16 protein-coding genes are annotated in these 17591 nt (G+C 58.3%); 8 read left to right on the top strand and 8 right to left on the bottom strand.

Annotation, left to right across the window (positions count from 1 at the left end; all coding sequences use genetic code 11):
• Window positions 1-88 precede the first annotated feature (88 nt).
• Window positions 89-967: a hypothetical protein gene (locus JSY17_RS25680; RefSeq protein ID WP_232849421.1), complete on the top strand. Its 879-nt coding sequence runs from the start codon at window positions 89-91 to the stop codon at window positions 965-967.
• A gap of 294 nt (window positions 968-1261) precedes the next feature.
• On the top strand, window positions 1262-2605 hold the full coding sequence (gene glpT, locus JSY17_RS12640) for a glycerol-3-phosphate transporter (RefSeq protein ID WP_117163707.1): 1344 nt from the start codon (window positions 1262-1264) through the stop codon (window positions 2603-2605).
• A gap of 1 nt (window position 2606) precedes the next feature.
• Here glpT and JSY17_RS12635 read toward each other — a convergent pair whose 3' ends face one another.
• The 6 genes from JSY17_RS12635 to JSY17_RS12610 all read right to left on the bottom strand — a co-directional run bounded on the left by JSY17_RS12635 (window position 2607) and on the right by JSY17_RS12610 (window position 8761).
• A complete protein-coding gene (locus JSY17_RS12635; RefSeq protein WP_117163708.1) occupies window positions 2607-3281 on the bottom strand; it encodes a gamma-glutamylcyclotransferase in 675 nt (224 codons plus the stop codon).
• A gap of 202 nt (window positions 3282-3483) precedes the next feature.
• Window positions 3484-4452 (bottom strand): CDP-6-deoxy-delta-3,4-glucoseen reductase, encoded by a 969-nt coding sequence (locus JSY17_RS12630; RefSeq protein WP_206401841.1) that lies wholly within the window; start codon window positions 4450-4452, stop codon window positions 3484-3486.
• Window positions 4452-5918, bottom strand: a complete 1467-nt coding sequence (ubiD, locus tag JSY17_RS12625) for a 4-hydroxy-3-polyprenylbenzoate decarboxylase (protein WP_206401839.1) — start codon at window positions 5916-5918, stop codon at window positions 4452-4454. Before ubiD ends, JSY17_RS12630 begins: the two co-directional genes overlap by 1 nt.
• A 199-nt stretch (window positions 5919-6117) precedes the next feature.
• Complete coding sequence (gene rho, locus JSY17_RS12620) at window positions 6118-7377, bottom strand: transcription termination factor Rho (RefSeq protein WP_025257997.1); 1260 nt, start codon at window positions 7375-7377, stop codon at window positions 6118-6120.
• Between the two features lie 227 nt (window positions 7378-7604).
• Window positions 7605-7934, bottom strand: coding sequence for a thioredoxin TrxA (gene trxA, locus JSY17_RS12615; RefSeq protein WP_117163711.1), 330 nt, complete (start codon window positions 7932-7934; stop codon window positions 7605-7607).
• A 122-nt stretch (window positions 7935-8056) separates the two neighbouring features.
• Complete coding sequence (locus JSY17_RS12610; RefSeq protein WP_117163712.1) at window positions 8057-8761, bottom strand: FadR/GntR family transcriptional regulator; 705 nt, start codon at window positions 8759-8761, stop codon at window positions 8057-8059.
• 251 nt (window positions 8762-9012) lie between these two features.
• Between JSY17_RS12610 and JSY17_RS12605 the strand changes: the two genes are divergently transcribed.
• The 5 genes from JSY17_RS12605 to ppx all read left to right on the top strand — a co-directional run bounded on the left by JSY17_RS12605 (window position 9013) and on the right by ppx (window position 13475).
• The gene (locus tag JSY17_RS12605) at window positions 9013-9798 is read left to right on the top strand and encodes a transporter substrate-binding domain-containing protein (RefSeq protein ID WP_117163713.1); all 786 of its coding nucleotides are present in this window, start codon (window positions 9013-9015) and stop codon (window positions 9796-9798) included.
• A 29-nt stretch (window positions 9799-9827) separates the two neighbouring features.
• Complete coding sequence (locus tag JSY17_RS12600) at window positions 9828-10493, top strand: amino acid ABC transporter permease (RefSeq protein ID WP_117163714.1); 666 nt, start codon at window positions 9828-9830, stop codon at window positions 10491-10493.
• A complete protein-coding gene (locus JSY17_RS12595) occupies window positions 10490-11140 on the top strand; it encodes an amino acid ABC transporter permease (protein ID WP_162881662.1) in 651 nt (216 codons plus the stop codon). Before JSY17_RS12600 ends, JSY17_RS12595 begins: the two co-directional genes overlap by 4 nt.
• Entirely contained in the window at window positions 11127-11864 is a 738-nt protein-coding gene (locus tag JSY17_RS12590) for an amino acid ABC transporter ATP-binding protein (protein WP_117182632.1), read from the top strand. Before JSY17_RS12595 ends, JSY17_RS12590 begins: the two co-directional genes overlap by 14 nt.
• Before the next feature lie 108 nt (window positions 11865-11972).
• Entirely contained in the window at window positions 11973-13475 is a 1503-nt protein-coding gene (gene ppx, locus JSY17_RS12585) for an exopolyphosphatase (protein WP_117163954.1), read from the top strand.
• Here ppx and ppk1 read toward each other — a convergent pair.
• Together ppk1 and hemB are read right to left on the bottom strand one after the other, a co-directional pair.
• Window positions 13462-15669, bottom strand: coding sequence for a polyphosphate kinase 1 (gene ppk1, locus JSY17_RS12580; protein WP_117182633.1), 2208 nt, complete (start codon window positions 15667-15669; stop codon window positions 13462-13464). The genes ppx and ppk1 overlap by 14 nt on opposite strands.
• Before the next feature lie 16 nt (window positions 15670-15685).
• On the bottom strand, window positions 15686-16696 hold the full coding sequence (hemB, locus tag JSY17_RS12575; protein WP_117163718.1) for a porphobilinogen synthase: 1011 nt from the start codon (window positions 16694-16696) through the stop codon (window positions 15686-15688).
• A gap of 232 nt (window positions 16697-16928) precedes the next feature.
• On the opposite strand from hemB, the gene JSY17_RS12570 reads away from it, so the two are divergent.
• Window positions 16929-17573 (top strand): DedA family protein, encoded by a 645-nt coding sequence (locus JSY17_RS12570; protein ID WP_117182634.1) that lies wholly within the window; start codon window positions 16929-16931, stop codon window positions 17571-17573.
• The last annotated feature ends 18 nt before the right edge of the window (window positions 17574-17591 follow it).

Here is a 17591-nt window from a genome sequence, read left to right as displayed (position 1 = left end):
AAAAGAAATAAATTCCACTTTCATAAAAGGAACCACTGGACGTGGAAGAACCACCTACAACGCGTAGAAATAACTATGGAGAACTGTCATGCGCGTTGGAAACACTCATACACCTTTATCTGGCTATCTGGCCGAATCAAGCCCACCGACAACCACAGGAACTGCTGGAGCTTCCACAAGCAGGACCTCTGCTCAAGACGCAAATCCTGAGCTGAAGGATCGCACCAAACGAGGAGCAAGTGGTGTACAGGGCACCACAGCCGTCTTCAATGAAAAGCTTAAAAAAAGCGATCTGTCAGCAGGAGACATTCTCATATTGATGGATCAACCTGACAACACAACACTCACTCATAAAATAATAAAAACCGGCCAGCTTTTACCTTCTCTTTCTCTACTGCGCCATAACAGAGGCGACTCGGCTCTGGTACATGCCGTCATGTGGTCGAAAACACCAAACAATCCGGGCAAGGTCGAGGCAAAAGGAAAAGGCGAATCAGAGATCGTAGAGATGCGAGGTGGAACTCAACTTTCGTCATCTTCAGGTCCAGTGCAACAAGGTTTGTACAAGGTGTACTCGCCCAAGGATAAAAATCTGGGCGACTGGGCTGCACAGATTGGACAAGTCTGGAGCGAAGACAAGACGATTCCTTATTCAAAACTCAAATGTGTATTGAGCGTCGTAAGAAACTCCAATTTCAAGAGTGGCGCCAAGGATGCGAGCGACAAATATGGAGACCAAGCGTTTGAAAACACGCCCCGAATCCAGGGCGCATTTTGCTCACATTTCGTACTTGCCGCTTACCAAGCGGCAGCAAAAAGAACAGGTACACCATTAACTGGCGCATTGAAAACCGATGCAGAAGCAACCTCTGTAAGAACACTGGAGCATTTTCTGAAAAAGGATGAACAAGGCTTTGACTTCAAGGGTTACTTGAAAATCGAACCCCAGGATGTGATCTACAAATAGCGAAAAATCGGCTTGTCAAAAAAGCCTTACAGACCTCTCGCGCACGACCTTACACATCTGGAACGTCGTGCCGGGAACCTGATGAGAGAACAGATGGACATCGCTCAATACGATGAAGATCAAGCCTCCTAACAGATAGCCAGCACTAGATCATCAACGTCCCACCTCCTAATGTTCACAAAAGAACACGATCAACCTCACATTTCCTACACGGCCTCTAGAAAAGTACTGCTTTTTTCTGTAACGAAAATGTAACATTCGCTTTCGCAAAAAATAAAAACCCGGAGCGTCTGCATGTTTGCGTTTTTCCGTCCTGCCAAGCACTTGGCACCCCTACCCGAAGAAAAGGTCGACAGCACTTACCGCCGTCTGCGCTGGCAGATCTTCGCCGGTATTTTCATCGGCTACGCCGGTTACTACCTGCTGCGCAAGAACTTCTCCCTGGCCATGCCTTACCTGATCGAAGAAGGCTATACGCGCGGTCAGTTGGGGGTGGCCATGTCGGCCATCGCGATTGCCTATGGCTTGTCGAAATTCCTGATGGGGCTGGTTTCGGATCGTTCCAACCCGCGCTATTTCCTGCCGTTCGGGCTGCTGGTGTCGGCCGGGGTGATGTTCATTTTCGGTTTCGCGCCCTGGGCGACGTCCAGTGTCACGATCATGTTTGTGCTGCTGTTCATCAACGGCTGGGCGCAAGGCATGGGCTGGCCGCCGAGCGGACGGACGATGGTGCACTGGTGGTCGCAGAAAGAGCGCGGCGGTGTAGTGTCGGTCTGGAACGTGGCGCATAACGTGGGCGGCGGCCTGATCGGCCCGCTGTTCCTGCTGGGCATGGGCTGGACCAACGACTGGCACGCCGCATTCTATGTGCCGGCAGCCGTTGCCCTGATGGTAGCGGTCTTCGCTTTCGCGACCATGCGCGACACTCCGCAATCGGTTGGCCTGCCGCCCATCGAGCATTACAAGAACGATTATCCGGAAGGCTACGATGCCAGCCATGAAGAAGAATTCAGCGCCAGGGAAATCTTCGTCAAATACGTGCTGCGCAACAAACTGCTGTGGTACATCGCCTTGGCCAACGTGTTCGTTTATCTGTTGCGCTATGGCGTGCTGGACTGGGCACCGACCTACCTCAAAGAGGCCAAGCATTTCACGGTCGACAAGACTTCATGGGCCTACTTCCTGTACGAGTGGGCCGGTATTCCGGGCACGCTACTGTGTGGCTGGATGTCGGACAAGATCTTCAAGGGCAACCGCGGCCTGACCGGCATGGTGTTCATGTTCCTGGTGACCGTCGCCACGCTGGTGTACTGGCTGAACCCGGAAGGCAACCCGACCGTCGACATGATCGCTCTGGTTTCCATCGGCTTCCTGATCTACGGCCCGGTGATGCTGATCGGTCTGCAGGCACTGGAACTGGCACCCAAGAAAGCAGCCGGTACTGCGGCAGGCTTCACCGGGCTGTTCGGTTACCTGGGCGGCTCGGTCGCGGCAAGCGCGGCAATGGGCTACACCGTTGACCACTTCGGCTGGGATGGCGGTTTCGTGCTGCTGATCGGCGCGTGCATCCTGGCCATGGCGTTCCTTGCACCGACGCTACGTCACAAACAGGTTGCCAGCACGTCTCGGGAAGCCTGAGTCACAGCGCAACCGGCTTGGACCGGCAACGCTTGAGCCGCGCCTCCAGATTCAGATCTGGCATGGCGTGGCTGCGCAGGGCGTTGGCGGTCTGCTCGACGTAATCGCGGGTCGTGCCATACCGCCCGCTCGCGCTGGCCAGCACCTGGCTCAGCACACTGTCCGGCAGGTTGCCCGCATAGCTGGGCAAATGCCGCTCCAGCACAAATCCCAGAGCCTGCACCTGTGTGCCATCTTCAAGACGGCAGCTCAGCCAGTGCGGGCGATACGAGGGATAAGGCATCTCGCGCTGCCAGAGCGCGAACAGGGATTCTTCAAGGCATTCATCCGGCAAGCGATAGGCGAATCCCGTGCAGGAACCGCCACGGTCCAGACCGAATACCAGACCTGGCACCTCCGGCGTGCCCCGATGTTCGTGGGACCACAGGTACAAGCCACGGTGATAGCCATGAACCCGTGCGCGCTGACGCTCGACTGCCTTGCATTCCGGGCGCCAGATCAGCGAGCCATAAGCGAACAGCCAGACAGGGCCGCCCTTGTGGCGACGCAGAGTGGCGTTCATTGAGGCGAGCAGTTGCTCGCGGGTGAGTTGCGGGCCAAGATCGATTACTGGCGGATATTTCAGACCAAGGCCGTCATGCACGGCCGCCGCCAACTCATTGACTGGATTGTCCATTTGCCTCCCTGACAGTCTGACTGTCAGTCAACCGAGCCCTGAGGACCCGCTCATGGATAAGCGGCTTCAAGGTATCGCGGTACGGGTGCTACTACAGGACCGAGCCTGTATTGCCAGCTGCAACTGGCGATGCTTTTCATCGCCATAAGCTATAAGCGAATGAAAAAAATTGCAATCCGGTTACAAGGCCGCCAGTCAGAAGTTATGAGCGCGGTGCGTAGGCAAAAACGTCGGCACGCATCTGATGAGGGTCCATTCCGGCACCGACCAGAGCATCCAGGGTCGCGTAGATCATGGCCGGCGAGCCGCTTGCATAGACATGGATCGAGGACAGGTCGCGGATGTCATCGCGGACGGCTTCATGCAACATCCCGCAGCGCCCTTCCCAACCGCAAAGATCACTGACGACCTTGTGCAGGAACAGGTTGGGTAGCGTTGCCCATTCGTCCCACTGACGGATTTCGTAAAAATCCTCGGGACGGCGCACGCCCCAATACAGATGCACCGGATGGCTGAAGCCCTTGGCACGACAATGCTCGATCAGGCTGCTCATCTGTGCCATGCCCGTACCGGCGGCAATCAGGACCAGCGGGCCGTCGGGCAGATCGGCAAGATGGGTGTCGCCAAAAGGCAGTTCGACTCGTGCCATTGCATTGCGCTGAAGCTGTTCGATCAGCGTGCGGGCGCTGGCCTCACGGACCAGCACGTGCAATTCCAGATCACGCCCCCTGTGCGGCGCCGACGCCAGCGAGAAGGCTGACTTTTCGCCGTTCTCGCGCTCGATCATCAGGTATTGCCCGGCGTGATAGCGTGGCAGCTTGCCAGCTGGCGCCCGCAGGCCGACCCGCCAGACATCGCCGCCCACTTCCACGCATTCGCTGAGCTGGCAGGCGAACTTGCGTACCGGCAGTTGGCCAAGAGGCAGAACCGCATCCCAGAGCACTTCGCAGGTTTCCAGCGGCTCGGCCAGGCAGGTGTAGATTTCACCGTGGGTCAGCTCATCGCTGGCCTGCTTTACACGCCCCTTTACCAGCAGCGCCGAGCAGACATGGCAATTGCCATTGCGACAGCTTTGCGGGCACTCATAACCCAGACGCTGTGCAGCATCGAGAATCCGCTCGCCCGGCAGGGTTTCCAGCACTGCACCCGACGGCTGCAACGTTACACGCATCAATCTATTCCCAGTTGATTCCAGATTTCATCGACCCGACGTGTCGTCGCCTCGTCCTTGACGATAGTCCGGCCCCACTCACGCGTGGTTTCGCCCGGCCATTTGTGCGTGGCATCCAGCCCCATCTTGGAACCCAGACCGGAAACCGGTGAAGCGAAGTCCAGGTAATCGATCGGCGTGTTTTCGATCATCACCGTGTCGCGCTTGGGGTCCATGCGCGTGGTGATGGCCCAGATCACGTCGTTCCAGTCACGGGCGTTGATGTCGTCGTCGGTGACAATAACGAACTTGGTGTACATGAACTGTCGCAGGAACGACCACACACCCAGCATCACGCGCTTGGCGTGGCCAGGATACTGTTTTTTCATGGTCACGACGGCCATGCGATAGGAACAGCCTTCGGGCGGCAGGTAGAAGTCGGTGATTTCCGGGAACTGCTTTTGCAGGATCGGCACGAACACTTCGTTCAGCGCCACGCCCAGAATCGCCGGCTCATCAGGCGGACGACCAGTGTAAGTGCTGTGGTAGATCGGCTTGATGCGATGAGTGATGCGCTCGACGGTGAATACCGGGAAGCTGTCCACTTCGTTGTAATAACCGGTGTGGTCGCCATAAGGTCCCTCATCGGCCATTTCACCGGGATGGATCACGCCCTCAAGGACGATTTCTGCACTGGAAGGCACTTGCAGATTGTTGCCACGGCATTTGATCAACTCGGTGCGTGTGCCGCGCAGCAGGCCTGCAAACGCATACTCGGACAGGCTGTCAGGCACAGGCGTCACGGCCCCCAGAATGGTCGCCGGGTCCGCGCCCAGGGCAACCGCCACCGGGAACGGTTCGCCGGGATGCTTGATGCACCATTCCTTGAAGTCCAGCGCACCGCCGCGATGGCTGAGCCAGCGCATGATGACCTTGTTGCGACCGATCACCTGCTGGCGATAGATGCCCAGGTTCTGGCGTTCCTTGTTCGGACCGCGTGTAACCGTCAGGCCCCAAGTGATCAGCGGGGCGACATCGCCCGGCCAGCAGGTCTGGACAGGCAGCATGTTCAGATCGACATCATCGCCTTCGATGACAATCTCCTGGCACGGCGCATCCTTGACCACTTTGGGGGCCATGGAGATGACTTTCTTGAAGATAGGCAACTTCGACCAGGCGTCTTTCAGGCCCTTGGGCGGCTCCGGTTCCTTGAGGAAGGCCAGCAACTTGCCGATTTCCCGCAGCTCGTCGACGGATTCGGCCCCCATGCCCATGGCGACACGTTCCGGCGTTCCGAACAGGTTGCCCAACACCGGGATGTCAAAACCGACCGGCTTTTCAAACAACAGGGCCGGGCCTTTGGCGCGCAGCGTACGGTCGCAGATTTCCGTCATTTCCAGCACAGGGGAAATAGGCATCTGAATGCGTTTCAACTCTCCGCGCTGCTCAAGCTGCTGCACGAAATCCCTTAGGTCCTTGAATTTCATTAACCTGGCCACTTATTCAAATAGATGCACATCGTACCTGCTCTGCAGATTCGTGGCAGCCATGAACTGTGAAAACGGAACAATCCCGCTCCTGATTCCGTTCAGGAGCGGCCTATGAATTCGCTCCTGCAGGCTGGGTGTTCGCCAACAAAAATGGCGCCCCATGGGGCGCCATCTTCTACTGCGGTTCAGCCTGCGGTTACTTGCGTTTCATCGACAGGAAGAACTCATCGTTGGTCTTGGTCTGCTTGAGCTTGTCGACCAGGAACTCGATGGCAGCGACTTCATCCATCGGATGCAGCAGCTTGCGCAGGATCCACATGCGTTGCAGTTCGTCATCGGCAGTCAGCAGCTCTTCACGGCGGGTGCCGGAGCGGTTGATGTTGATGGCCGGGAACACACGTTTCTCTGCAATCTTGCGATCCAGAGGCAGTTCCATGTTGCCTGTACCCTTGAACTCCTCGTAGATCACTTCGTCCATCTTCGAGCCGGTTTCAACCAGCGCGGTGGCGATGATGGTCAGCGAGCCGCCTTCTTCGATGTTACGCGCAGCACCGAAGAAACGCTTCGGCTTCTCGAGGGCGTGAGCATCGACACCACCGGTCAGTACCTTGCCGGAGCTTGGGATCACGGTGTTGTAGGCGCGAGCCAGACGAGTGATGGAGTCGAGCAGGATCACCACGTCCTTCTTGTGCTCGACCAGGCGCTTGGCCTTCTCGATCACCATTTCGGCAACCTGCACGTGACGGGTCGGTGGCTCGTCGAACGTGGAAGCAACCACTTCGCCGCGTACGGTACGCTGCATTTCGGTCACTTCTTCCGGACGCTCGTCGATCAGCAGAACGATCAGGTGCACTTCCGGGTTGTTACGGGTGATGTTCGACGCGATGTTCTGCAGCATGATGGTCTTGCCCGCCTTCGGCGGAGCAACGATCAGACCACGCTGGCCTTTGCCGATTGGAGCGCACAGATCGATCACACGACCGGTCAGGTCTTCGGTGGAACCGTTACCGGCTTCCATCTTCATGCGCACGTTCGGGAACAGCGGCGTCAGGTTTTCGAACAGAATCTTGTTCTTGGCGTTTTCCGGACGATCGAAGTTGATCGTGTCGACCTTGAGCAGTGCGAAGTAACGCTCGCCTTCTTTCGGCGGGCGGATCTTGCCAACGATGGTGTCGCCGGTACGCAGGTTGAAACGACGGATCTGGCTGGGCGAGACGTAGATATCGTCCGGGCCAGCGAGATAGGAAGCGTCTGCGGAGCGCAGGAAGCCGAAGCCGTCCTGGAGGATCTCCAGCACGCCATCACCGGAAATTTCCTCGCCGCTTTTGGCATGCTTTTTCAGCAGGGAGAAAATCACATCCTGCTTGCGCGAACGGGCCATATTTTCTATGCCCATCTGTTCGGCCATTTCGAGCAGATCGGTAATCGGCTTTTGCTTGAGTTCAGTCAGGTTCATATGGGAATGACGTAATCATGTATGAAGGGAAATTAAGCTTTTGGCTTAATGAGGCCGCGCCGCAGAGAAGGCGACAGGATCGCGTACTAAATCGAAAAGGAGAGCGTCGGCGACGGCTAGCAGGGGGCAATGGAGAATCCATTGCGGGGCCGAATGTACCACTTGATTTTCCGGGCGTCTAGTACGAAGCCAGAAAAAACCCCGCTGTTCGCGGGGCTTTAAATACATCAAAGATTGGCGTCGATGAAGGCTGCCAATTGCGACTTGGACAAGGCGCCCACTTTGGTGGCTTCGACGTTACCGCCCTTGAACAGCATCAGCGTCGGGATACCGCGCACGCCATGCTTGGCCGGGGTTTCCTGGTTGTCGTCGATGTTCAGCTTGGCAACGGTCAGCTTGCCTTCGTAGGTGCTGGCGATTTCGTCCAGAACGGGTGCAATCATCTTGCATGGGCCGCACCACTCAGCCCAGTAGTCAACAAGCACAGGGCCCGCAGCCTTGAGGACATCGGCTTCGAAGCTGGCGTCGGTGACGTGTTTGATCAGGTCGCTACTCATGGAGATCTCCGAGGTCGTAGGCTAAAAACGACGCCCATCATAGCGGGCCTGATGTCATTCAGGAAGCCGGGGCTCATTGAGTCTGGCTATGGGAACCCATGAATATGGTTATAACCCCGTATTTAACTGGCGGGTGAAACAAAGACGATCCCCGTGCGCAGTGCAGCACCACGGATATGCTCCTGCATGGCCTTCTGCGCAGGACCGGAGGCATGCCGGGAAAGAGCCCGCAAAATCTTGCGATGTTCCTGCCAGGTTTCCATGACTCTTCCTGCACGAATAAAAGGCATTTTCTGACTTTCGAGGAAGATATCCGCACCCGCCGTCACAATGCCCAGCATGGCCTGATTGCCACTGGCGACCAGAATATGCCGGTGAAACTCGAAATCCAGCCTGGCTGCCGCCTCGAAATCCCCGGCGCGCAACTCCAGGCGCATGGCTTCGACATTATCCTCCAGCACATCCCGCTCGTCGGCGGTCAGGGTGACTGCGGCAAGACCAGCGGCAAAGCCTTCCAGCGCATAACGCAACTGAAAGGTATCGGCCGGAGAAACCCGAGCATCGAAAGGCCAGGAAAAACCGGTCGTGCGCTGTTCTGGTTCAGAAATCGACTGAATGAACACGCCTTTGCCCGGCTGCACGCTGACAATTCCCAAGGCACTGAGCGACGACAGGGCTTCGCGCAACGAGGCCCGGCTGACGCCCAGCAACACCGCCAGATCCCGTTGCGAGGGCAGGCTGTCGCCAGGTTTGTAGCCTTGCTCGGCAATCAGTTTGCGAATGGCTCGAAGGGCCGATTCGGGTACTGCGAGGGCGTTCTGCGGCATCACTGTTCAGGCCAGTCAGTCCAGTAAAAACTCCTTTTATCGTCATCTCGATAATCCGGCAAGCGACGCCCAGCACTGGGGCGACGCGGCTTTCAGGCGCGCCAAAGCAGGGCATGCCTCTCGCCAACTGTTCAGACCAGTAAGACCAAATACAGCCCGCAAAGCCCGACTTATGGCCCAAACGGTCTGAATGGCATGGGCTGTGCACTGGGGGACAGGCCAACATCTTTCGTTCCGTTCGGAGATTCCCCATGACCAAGCGTTACAGCGCACTGCTTACTGCCTTGTTTGCCAGCCTGATGCTGAGCCAGGCCCCCGCCCAAGCCAACGGCCTGGATGACGTCGTAGCGCGCGGCACTCTGAAAGTCGCTGTACCTCAGGACTTCCCGCCGTTTGGCTCCGTAGGTCCGGACATGAAACCGCGCGGCCTGGATATCGACACAGCCCAACTGCTGGCCGACAGACTGAAGGTCAAACTCGAGCTGACGCCGGTCAACAGCACCAACCGCATCCCGTTCCTGACCACCGGCAAGGTCGATCTGGTGATTTCCAGCCTCGGCAAGAACCCGGATCGCGAGAAGGTCATCGATTTCTCCCGTGCCTATGCGCCTTTCTACCTGGCGGTATTCGGTCCACCCGAGTCACCAGTCAAGGAAATCAGTGACCTCAAGGGCAAGACCATCAGCGTGACCCGTGGCGCTATCGAAGACATCGAGCTGACCGCCGTCGCTCCCGAAGGCGCAACCATCAAGCGCTTTGAAGACAACAACTCGACCATCGCCGCTTACCTGGCGGGTCAGACCGATCTGATCGCCAGCGGTAACGTGGTGATGGTCGCCATCAGCGAGCGCAACCCGAAACGCATTCCGGCCCTGAAAGTGAAACTCAAGGACTCGCCGGTCTACGTCGGCGTGAACAAGGGTCAGCCTGAGCTGCTGGGCAAGGTCAACGAAATCCTCAATGCCGCCAAGGCCGACGGTGCGCTGGAAAAAGCCTCCGTGACCTGGCTCAAGCAACCGCTGCCAGCCGATCTCTGATCACTGCTTTCTGATCACAGGACCTGCCAATGGCCTATCAATTCGACTTTACACCGGTCCTGCAAAGCGCTGATCTCTTGCTGCGCGGGGCCTTGTTCACGCTGGAACTGACTGCCATTGGCACCTTGCTCGGGGTCGGCCTGGGCATCGTTGGCGCGGTCGTGAGGGCCTGGAAGATCCAGCCCTTCGCCACGATCTTCGGCATCTATGTCGAGCTGATCCGCAACACCCCGTTCCTGGTACAGCTGTTTTTCATCTTCTTCGGCCTGCCGTCTCTGGGCTTGCAGATTTCGGAGTGGCAGGCAGCCATTCTGGCAATGGTCATCAACCTGGGTGCCTATTCGACGGAAATCATCCGCGCCGGCATCCAGGCGATTCCCAAGGGGCAACTGGAGGCCGCCGCCGCACTGGCCATGAACCGCTATGAAGCGTTTCGTCATGTGGTGCTGGCTCCGGCGCTGAGCAAGGTCTGGCCGGCACTGAGCAGCCAGATCATCATTGTCATGCTCGGCTCGTCGGTCTGCTCGCAGATCGCCACCGAAGAACTGAGCTTTTTCGCCAACTTCCTGCAGTCGCGCAACTTCCGCGCCTTCGAGACTTACATCGTCACCACGCTGGTCTACCTGTGCATGGCGTTGCTGATCCGGCAATTGCTGGCCTGGGTCGGGCGTCGCTACATATCGAGGAGCCGCTGATGGATTTCACCCTCTGGGACATCCTGCGCAACCTGCTGACAGGCCTGCAATGGACAGTGGCCCTCTCGCTGGTGGCCTTTGTCGGAGGCGGGCTGATCGGCCTGCTGATAATGGTCATGCGCATCTCGGACAAAACCGGGCCACGAGGCGCAGCCACTCTTTATATAGAACTGTTTCAGGGCACGCCGCTGCTGATGCAGTTGTTCCTGGTGTTCTTCGGCGTGGCACTGATGGGTGTGGACATTTCCCCCTGGGCCGCCGCTGCACTGGCCCTGACGCTGTTTACCAGCGCCTATCTGGCCGAGATCTGGCGCGGTTGCGTCGAGTCGATATCGAAAGGCCAGTGGGAAGCTTCCGCCAGCCTGGCAATGACGCCCATCGAGCAGATGCGCTACGTGATCCTGCCGCAGGCACTGCGCATCGCCGTGGCACCGACGGTCGGTTTCTCGGTGCAGGTGATCAAGGGCACAGCCGTGACCTCGATCATCGGCTTCACCGAGCTGACCAAGACCGGCAGCATGCTGGCCAACGCTACCTTTGAACCCTTCATGGTCTACGGCTTCGTTGCCCTGGGCTACTTCATCCTTTGCTACCCCTTGTCGCTCTGTGCGCGCCATCTGGAAAGGAGACTTCATGCCTCTGCTTAGAATTTCCGCCCTGCATAAATATTATGGCGACCATCACGTGCTCAAAGGCATCGACCTTTCTGTCGAGGAAGGCCAGGTCGTGGCGATCATCGGGCGCAGTGGCTCGGGCAAGAGCACGCTGCTGCGCACCCTCAACGGGCTGGAGTCGATCAACGATGGCGTGATCGAAGTCGACGGCGAATACCTGGACGCTGCACGCGCAGACCTGCGCACCTTGCGGCAGAAAGTCGGCATGGTGTTCCAGCAGTTCAACCTGTTCCCGCACCTGAGCGTCGGCGAAAACGTCATGCTCGCCCCTCAGGTCGTACAGAAAGTGCCCAAGGCCGAAGCTGCAAAGCTGGCCAGGCAAATGCTGGAGCGTGTAGGGCTGGGCGAGAAATTCGACGCCTTCCCGGATCGTCTTTCCGGCGGTCAGCAGCAGCGCGTGGCCATCGCCCGAGCCCTGGCGATGTCGCCCAAAGTGTTGCTGTGCGATGAAATCACCTCGGCGCTGGACCCGGAACTGGTCAACGAAGTACTCAGCGTCGTGCGCCAGCTAGCTGCCGACGGCATGACCCTGATCATGGTGACCCACGAAATGCGCTTCGCCCGTGAAGTCGGCGACAAGCTGGTGTTCATGCATCAGGGCAAGGTTCATGAAGTGGGCGACCCGAAAGAGCTGTTCGCCAACCCGAAAACCCCGGAACTGGCAAATTTCATCGGTTCGGTAGAAGGGAAGCAGTAGCAGATTCATTCGCGAAGATTCCCCCACAGAGCGGTTCCCATGCCTGATACGTTGGCGGCAGGCATGGATCGTGGCACGATGGCGCGGTTATCGAACGAGATTTTGATCATGCCGCACACCAAAGCCAAGAATCTTTCCCTGATCGCAGCGATCGACCTGGGCTCCAACAGCTTTCATATGGTCGTTGCCAAGGTGCATCAGGACGAGATACGCATCCTTGAGCGCCTGGGTGAAAAGGTTCAGCTGGCGGCGGGCATCAATGACGAGCGCCAGCTCAACGAAGAGTCCATGCAGCGCGGGCTCGATTGCCTCAAGCGCTTCGCCCAACTGATCAACGGCCTGCCACTGGGCGCGGTACGTATCGTGGGCACCAACGCCTTGCGTGAAGCACGCAACCGCAACGAATTCATCCATCGCGCCGAAAAAATCCTGGGACATCCCGTGGAAGTCATTTCCGGCCGCGAGGAAGCACGCCTGATCTATCTCGGCGTCTCGCACACCCTGGCCGACACACCGGGCAAGCGTCTGGTGGCCGATATCGGCGGCGGCAGCACCGAGTTCATCATTGGCCAGCGCTTCGAGCCCCTGCTGCGTGAAAGCCTGCAGATGGGCTGTGTGAGCTTCACCCAGCGCTACTTCAAGGACGGCAAGGTCACCCCGGCCCGTTACGCCCAGGCGTACACCGCGGCACGCCTTGAAATCATGAGCATCGAGCACGCCCTGCACCGCCTGAAATGGGATGAGGCCATCGGCTCGTCCGGCACCATTCGGGCAATAGGCGTGGCACTCAAGGCCAACGGCTATGGCTCGGGCGAAGTCAACGCCGAGGGTCTGGCGTGGCTCAAGCGCAAGCTGTTCAAGCTGGGCGATGTCGAGAAAATCGACTTTGACGGCATCAAACCCGACCGCCGTGCGATCTTCCCCGCCGGTCTGGCGATTCTGGAAGCGATCTTCGATGCTCTGGAACTCAAGCGCATGGACCATTGCGAAGGCGCACTTCGCGAAGGCGTGCTGTATGACCTGCTGGGCCGACATCACCACGAAGACGTACGTGAGCGCACCCTCGGCTCGCTGATGGACCGCTACCACGTAGACCTGGAACAGGCCGCCCGCGTGGAACGCAAGGCGCTGCATGCCCTGGAGCAAGTCGCCGAAGCCTGGGACCTGGAAGACGAAATCTATGCCGAGCTGTTGAGCTGGGCCGCCAAGGTGCATGAAGTCGGGCTCGATATCGCCCACTATCACTACCACAAGCACGGCGCCTACCTGATCGAGCACTCGGATCTGGCCGGATTCTCACGCGAAGACCAGCAAATGCTCGCGCTGCTGGTGCGCGGTCATCGTCGCAATATTCCCAAGGACAAGTTCGCCGAGTTCGGCGATGAAGGCGTCAAGCTGATTCGCCTGTGCGTGCTGCTGCGCTTTGCGATTCTGTTCCATCACATTCGTGGCACCCAGGAGATGCCACGTGTGATTCTGCGTGCCGACGGCCCGAATCTGGACGCCGAGTTCCCGGCAGGCTGGCTGGAAAACAACCAGTTGACCCAGGCCGACTTCGCGCTGGAAGCGGAGTGGCTGACCCGGGTCGGTATCGTCTTTACTGCACGCTGAGTACCGGAATGCTCAGGCGCTCCAGCAGGGTCGCCTGGGCGCTTCGAGCGTTCTGATTACCGGTCGGCGTGCTGCGCACGTAACGTCCGTCAGGCTGCAACAGCCAGCTGTGAGTGTTGTCGGTCAGATAACTCTCCAGTTCCTTCTTCACCCGCAGGGTCAGCTTCTTGCCTTCCACCGGGAAGCAGGTCTCGACGCGCTTGTCGAGGTTACGCTCCATCCAGTCGGCACTGGACAGGAACATCTGCTCGTCGCCGCCATTGAGGAAGTAGTAGACCCGCGTGTGCTCCAGGAAGCGACCGATGATCGAACGCACCTGAATGTTGTGCGAGACACCGGCAATGCCGGGACGCAGGCAGCACATGCCACGCACTACCAGATCGATGCGAACCCCTGACTGGCTGGCCTTGTAGAGTGCCCGAATGATTTTCGGGTCGGTCAGCGAGTTGAACTTGGCGATGATGTGAGCCGGCTTGCCGTCGAGCGCGAATTGCGTCTCGCGGGCAATCATGTCGAGCATGCCTTTCTTGAGGGTGAACGGCGCGTGAAGCAGCTTCTTCATGCGCAGGATCTTGCCCATGCCGATCAACTGGCTGAACAGTTTACCGACGTCTTCGCACAGGGCATCGTCAGAGGTCAGCAGGCTGTAGTCGGTGTACAGACGGGCATTGCCCGCGTGATAGTTACCGGTCCCCAGATGCGCGTAACGCACGATCTCACCGCCTTCGCGGCGCAGGATCAGCATCATCTTGGAGTGGGTCTTGAAGCCGACCACACCGTAGATCACCACCGCACCGGCCGCTTGCAGACGGCTGGCCAGTTGCAGGTTTGACTCTTCATCGAAGCGGGCGCGCAGTTCGATCACTGCCGTGACCTCCTTGCCGTTACGCGCAGCGTCGACCAGCGCATCGACGATTTCCGAGTTCGCGCCGCTGCGGTACAGCGTTTGTCGCACGGCCAGCACATGCGGGTCTTTCGCGGCCTGACGCAGCATATCGACGACCGGGGTGAACGACTCGAACGGGTGCAGCAACAGGATGTCCTGCTTGCTGACCACACTGAAAATGTTCTCGCTGTTCTGCAGCAGCTTGGGAATCGCTGGCGTGAATGGCGTGTATTGCAGCTCCGGGTGGCTGTCCAGGCTGGTAATGCTGAACAGACGCGTGAGGTTCACCGGGCCATTGACCTGATACAGCTCGGACTCGGTCAGGTTGAACTGCTTGAGCAGGTAGTCCGACAGATGCTTGGGACAGGTATCCGCCACTTCCAGACGCACCGCATCGCCGTAGCGACGCGAGAACAGCTCGCCGCGCAGGGCGCGAGCCAGGTCTTCCACGTCTTCGGAGTCCAGCGCCAGGTCGGCGTTACGGGTCAGACGGAACTGGTAGCAGCCCTTGACCTTCATGCCCTGGAACAGATCATCGGCGTGGGCATGGATCATGGACGACAGGAACACGTAGTTGTCGCCAACCCCGCCCACATCTTCCGGCACCTTGATGATGCGCGGCAGCAGGCGCGGGGCCGGAATGATCGCCAGACCCGAGTCGCGACCGAAGGCATCGATACCTTCCAGCTCGACGATGAAGTTCAGGCTCTTGTTGACCAGCAACGGGAACGGGTGCGTCGGGTCCAGGCCGATCGGGGTAATGATCGGTGCGATTTCATCGCGGAAATAGCGGCGGACCCAGGTCTTGAGCTTGGTGGTCCAGTAACGGCGACGGATGAACCGGACCTGATGCTTTTCCAGCTCCGGCAACAGAATGTCGTTGAGAATCGCGTACTGGCGATCCACATGCCCATGAACCAGCTCACTGATCCTGGCCAGGGCCTGATGCGGCTGCAGACCATCGGCACCCGCCTGCTCGCGGGCGAAGGTGATCTGCTTCTTGAGGCCTGCAACACGAATCTCGAAGAACTCATCGAGGTTGCTGGAGAAGATCAGCAGAAACTTCAGCCGTTCCAGCAGTGGATAGGACTCATCCAGAGCCTGTTCCAGTACCCGGATATTGAACTGCAACTGCGATAGTTCGCGATGGATATACAGGCTGCTGTCGTCCAGGTTCGGGACAACGATAGCAGGCGCCGCTACGGGCGCCTCGATGGCATGTATAACTTCAATTTCAGGCTCAACCACTGGCGTAGCCTCCTGAACATTGACTTCAACAGTGGCTTCGGTGAGTCCTTCGGTATTCATGAATGTTCCTGTGAGGCTATTGCCCTTTTAACAGTTGAGCAGCACGGACGGCGAAGTAAGTAAGAATGCCATCAGCACCTGCGCGTTTGAAGGCGGTAAGGGATTCGAGAATCACCCCCTCACTCAGCCAGCCGTTCTGGATCGCAGCCATATGCATCGCATATTCGCCGCTCACCTGATAGACAAAGGTCGGGACCTTGAACTCATCCTTGACCCGGTAAAGGATGTCCAGATAAGGCATGCCCGGCTTGACCATCACCATGTCCGCACCTTCAGCCAGGTCGGCGGCCACTTCATGCAATGCTTCATTACTGTTGGCCGGGTCCATCTGGTAGGACGCCTTGTTGGCCTTGCCCAGATTCAGTGAAGAACCTACCGCATCGCGGAACGGACCGTAATAGGCGCTGGCATATTTCGCCGAATAAGCCATGATCCGGACATTGACGTGCCCGGCAAGTTCCAGCGCTTCACGAATGGCCTGGATACGACCGTCCATCATGTCCGAAGGCGCAACCACCTGAGCGCCGGCGTCGGCATGGGACAACGCCTGTTTTACCAGTGCATCGACAGTGATGTCGTTCTGCACATAGCCTTCTTCGTCGATGATGCCGTCCTGACCATGAGTGGTGAACGGGTCCAGTGCCACATCGGTGATCACGCCCAGCTCCGGGAAACGCTCACGCAATGCGCGGGTCGCACGCTGGGCAATACCGTCCGGGTTCCAGGCTTCGGCGCCATCCAGAGACTTTTTCTCCAGCGGCGTCACCGGGAACAGCGCCAGCGCCGGAATCCCCAGAGCAACCCAGCCCTCGGCCTCTTGCAGCAGCAGATCGATAGTCAGACGCTCGACGCCAGGCATCGAGGCAACGGCTTCACGACGGTTTTCACCATCAAGTACGAAAACGGGAAGAATCAGATCATCGACGGTCAGTACGTTTTCGCGGACCAGCCGACGAGAGAAGTCGTCGCGACGATTACGGCGCAGGCGAGTGAGAGGAAACAGGCGGTTTGCGGGGGTAAAGCTCACGGCGAGACTCCTGTAGCCCGCATACGCGGGCAAGCGCGACAGTTATAAGCCGCCATTATGACCAATGTGTGACAGTCATAGTGTGACCTGCGACGGTGGGCCGCAGAAAAGGCCTACAACAAGGACGGGACATTGTGGTTGTAGGAATCTTTAACGTCGAGACACATATCGACACTTTCATGATTGTCCTAGGCGAGTTAGGCTGCGCGTTCATTTCGCCAGCATCCAGACAATGCTCCAGAATTTCTTGAATGATTTCGGCTATTTTGCCCTCTTCCTGGGAACCTTCTTTGAAGGCGAGACCATCCTGGTTCTTGCCGGATTTCTGGCTTTCCGCGGATACATGGACCTCAACATGGTCATCCTCGTGGCTTTCTGCGGAAGCTACGCGGGCGACCAGCTCTGGTATTACATGGGGCGTAAACACGGCCGCAAACTGCTTGCACGCAAGCCTCGATGGCAGCTCATGGGCGACAAGGCACTGAGGCTGGTACGCAAACACCCTGACATCTGGGTACTGAGCTTCCGCTTCGTCTACGGCCTGCGCACGGTCATGCCCGTGGCCATCGGCATGTCCGGCTATCCGCCCCTACGCTATCTGGTGCTCAACGGCATCGGTGCCGCAATCTGGGCTGCGGCCCTGGGCTCGGCGGCTTACCACTTCGGTGCGGTGATGGAAAGCCTGCTGGGCAACATCAAGAAGTACGAGCTGTGGGTCCTGGGTGGCCTGCTGCTGCTCGGTCTCGTCCTGTGGCTGCGTCGCCGCATCAAGAACGCCCGCATCGCCCGCCAGGAAAAACTCTGCTGCGCCTCGGCAGCGGCGTCAGACATAGACGTCGAAGCCCCGGTCGACCTTCAGAAGAAGACGGACAAATAAGCGGCAAGCTACAAGCGG

The organism is Pseudomonas capsici (assembly GCF_017165765.1).
GTDB lineage: Bacteria > Pseudomonadota > Gammaproteobacteria > Pseudomonadales > Pseudomonadaceae > Aquipseudomonas > Aquipseudomonas capsici.
The sequence above is the reverse complement of the archived record's forward strand: the minus strand, read 5'-3'. Positions and strand labels throughout refer to the sequence as shown.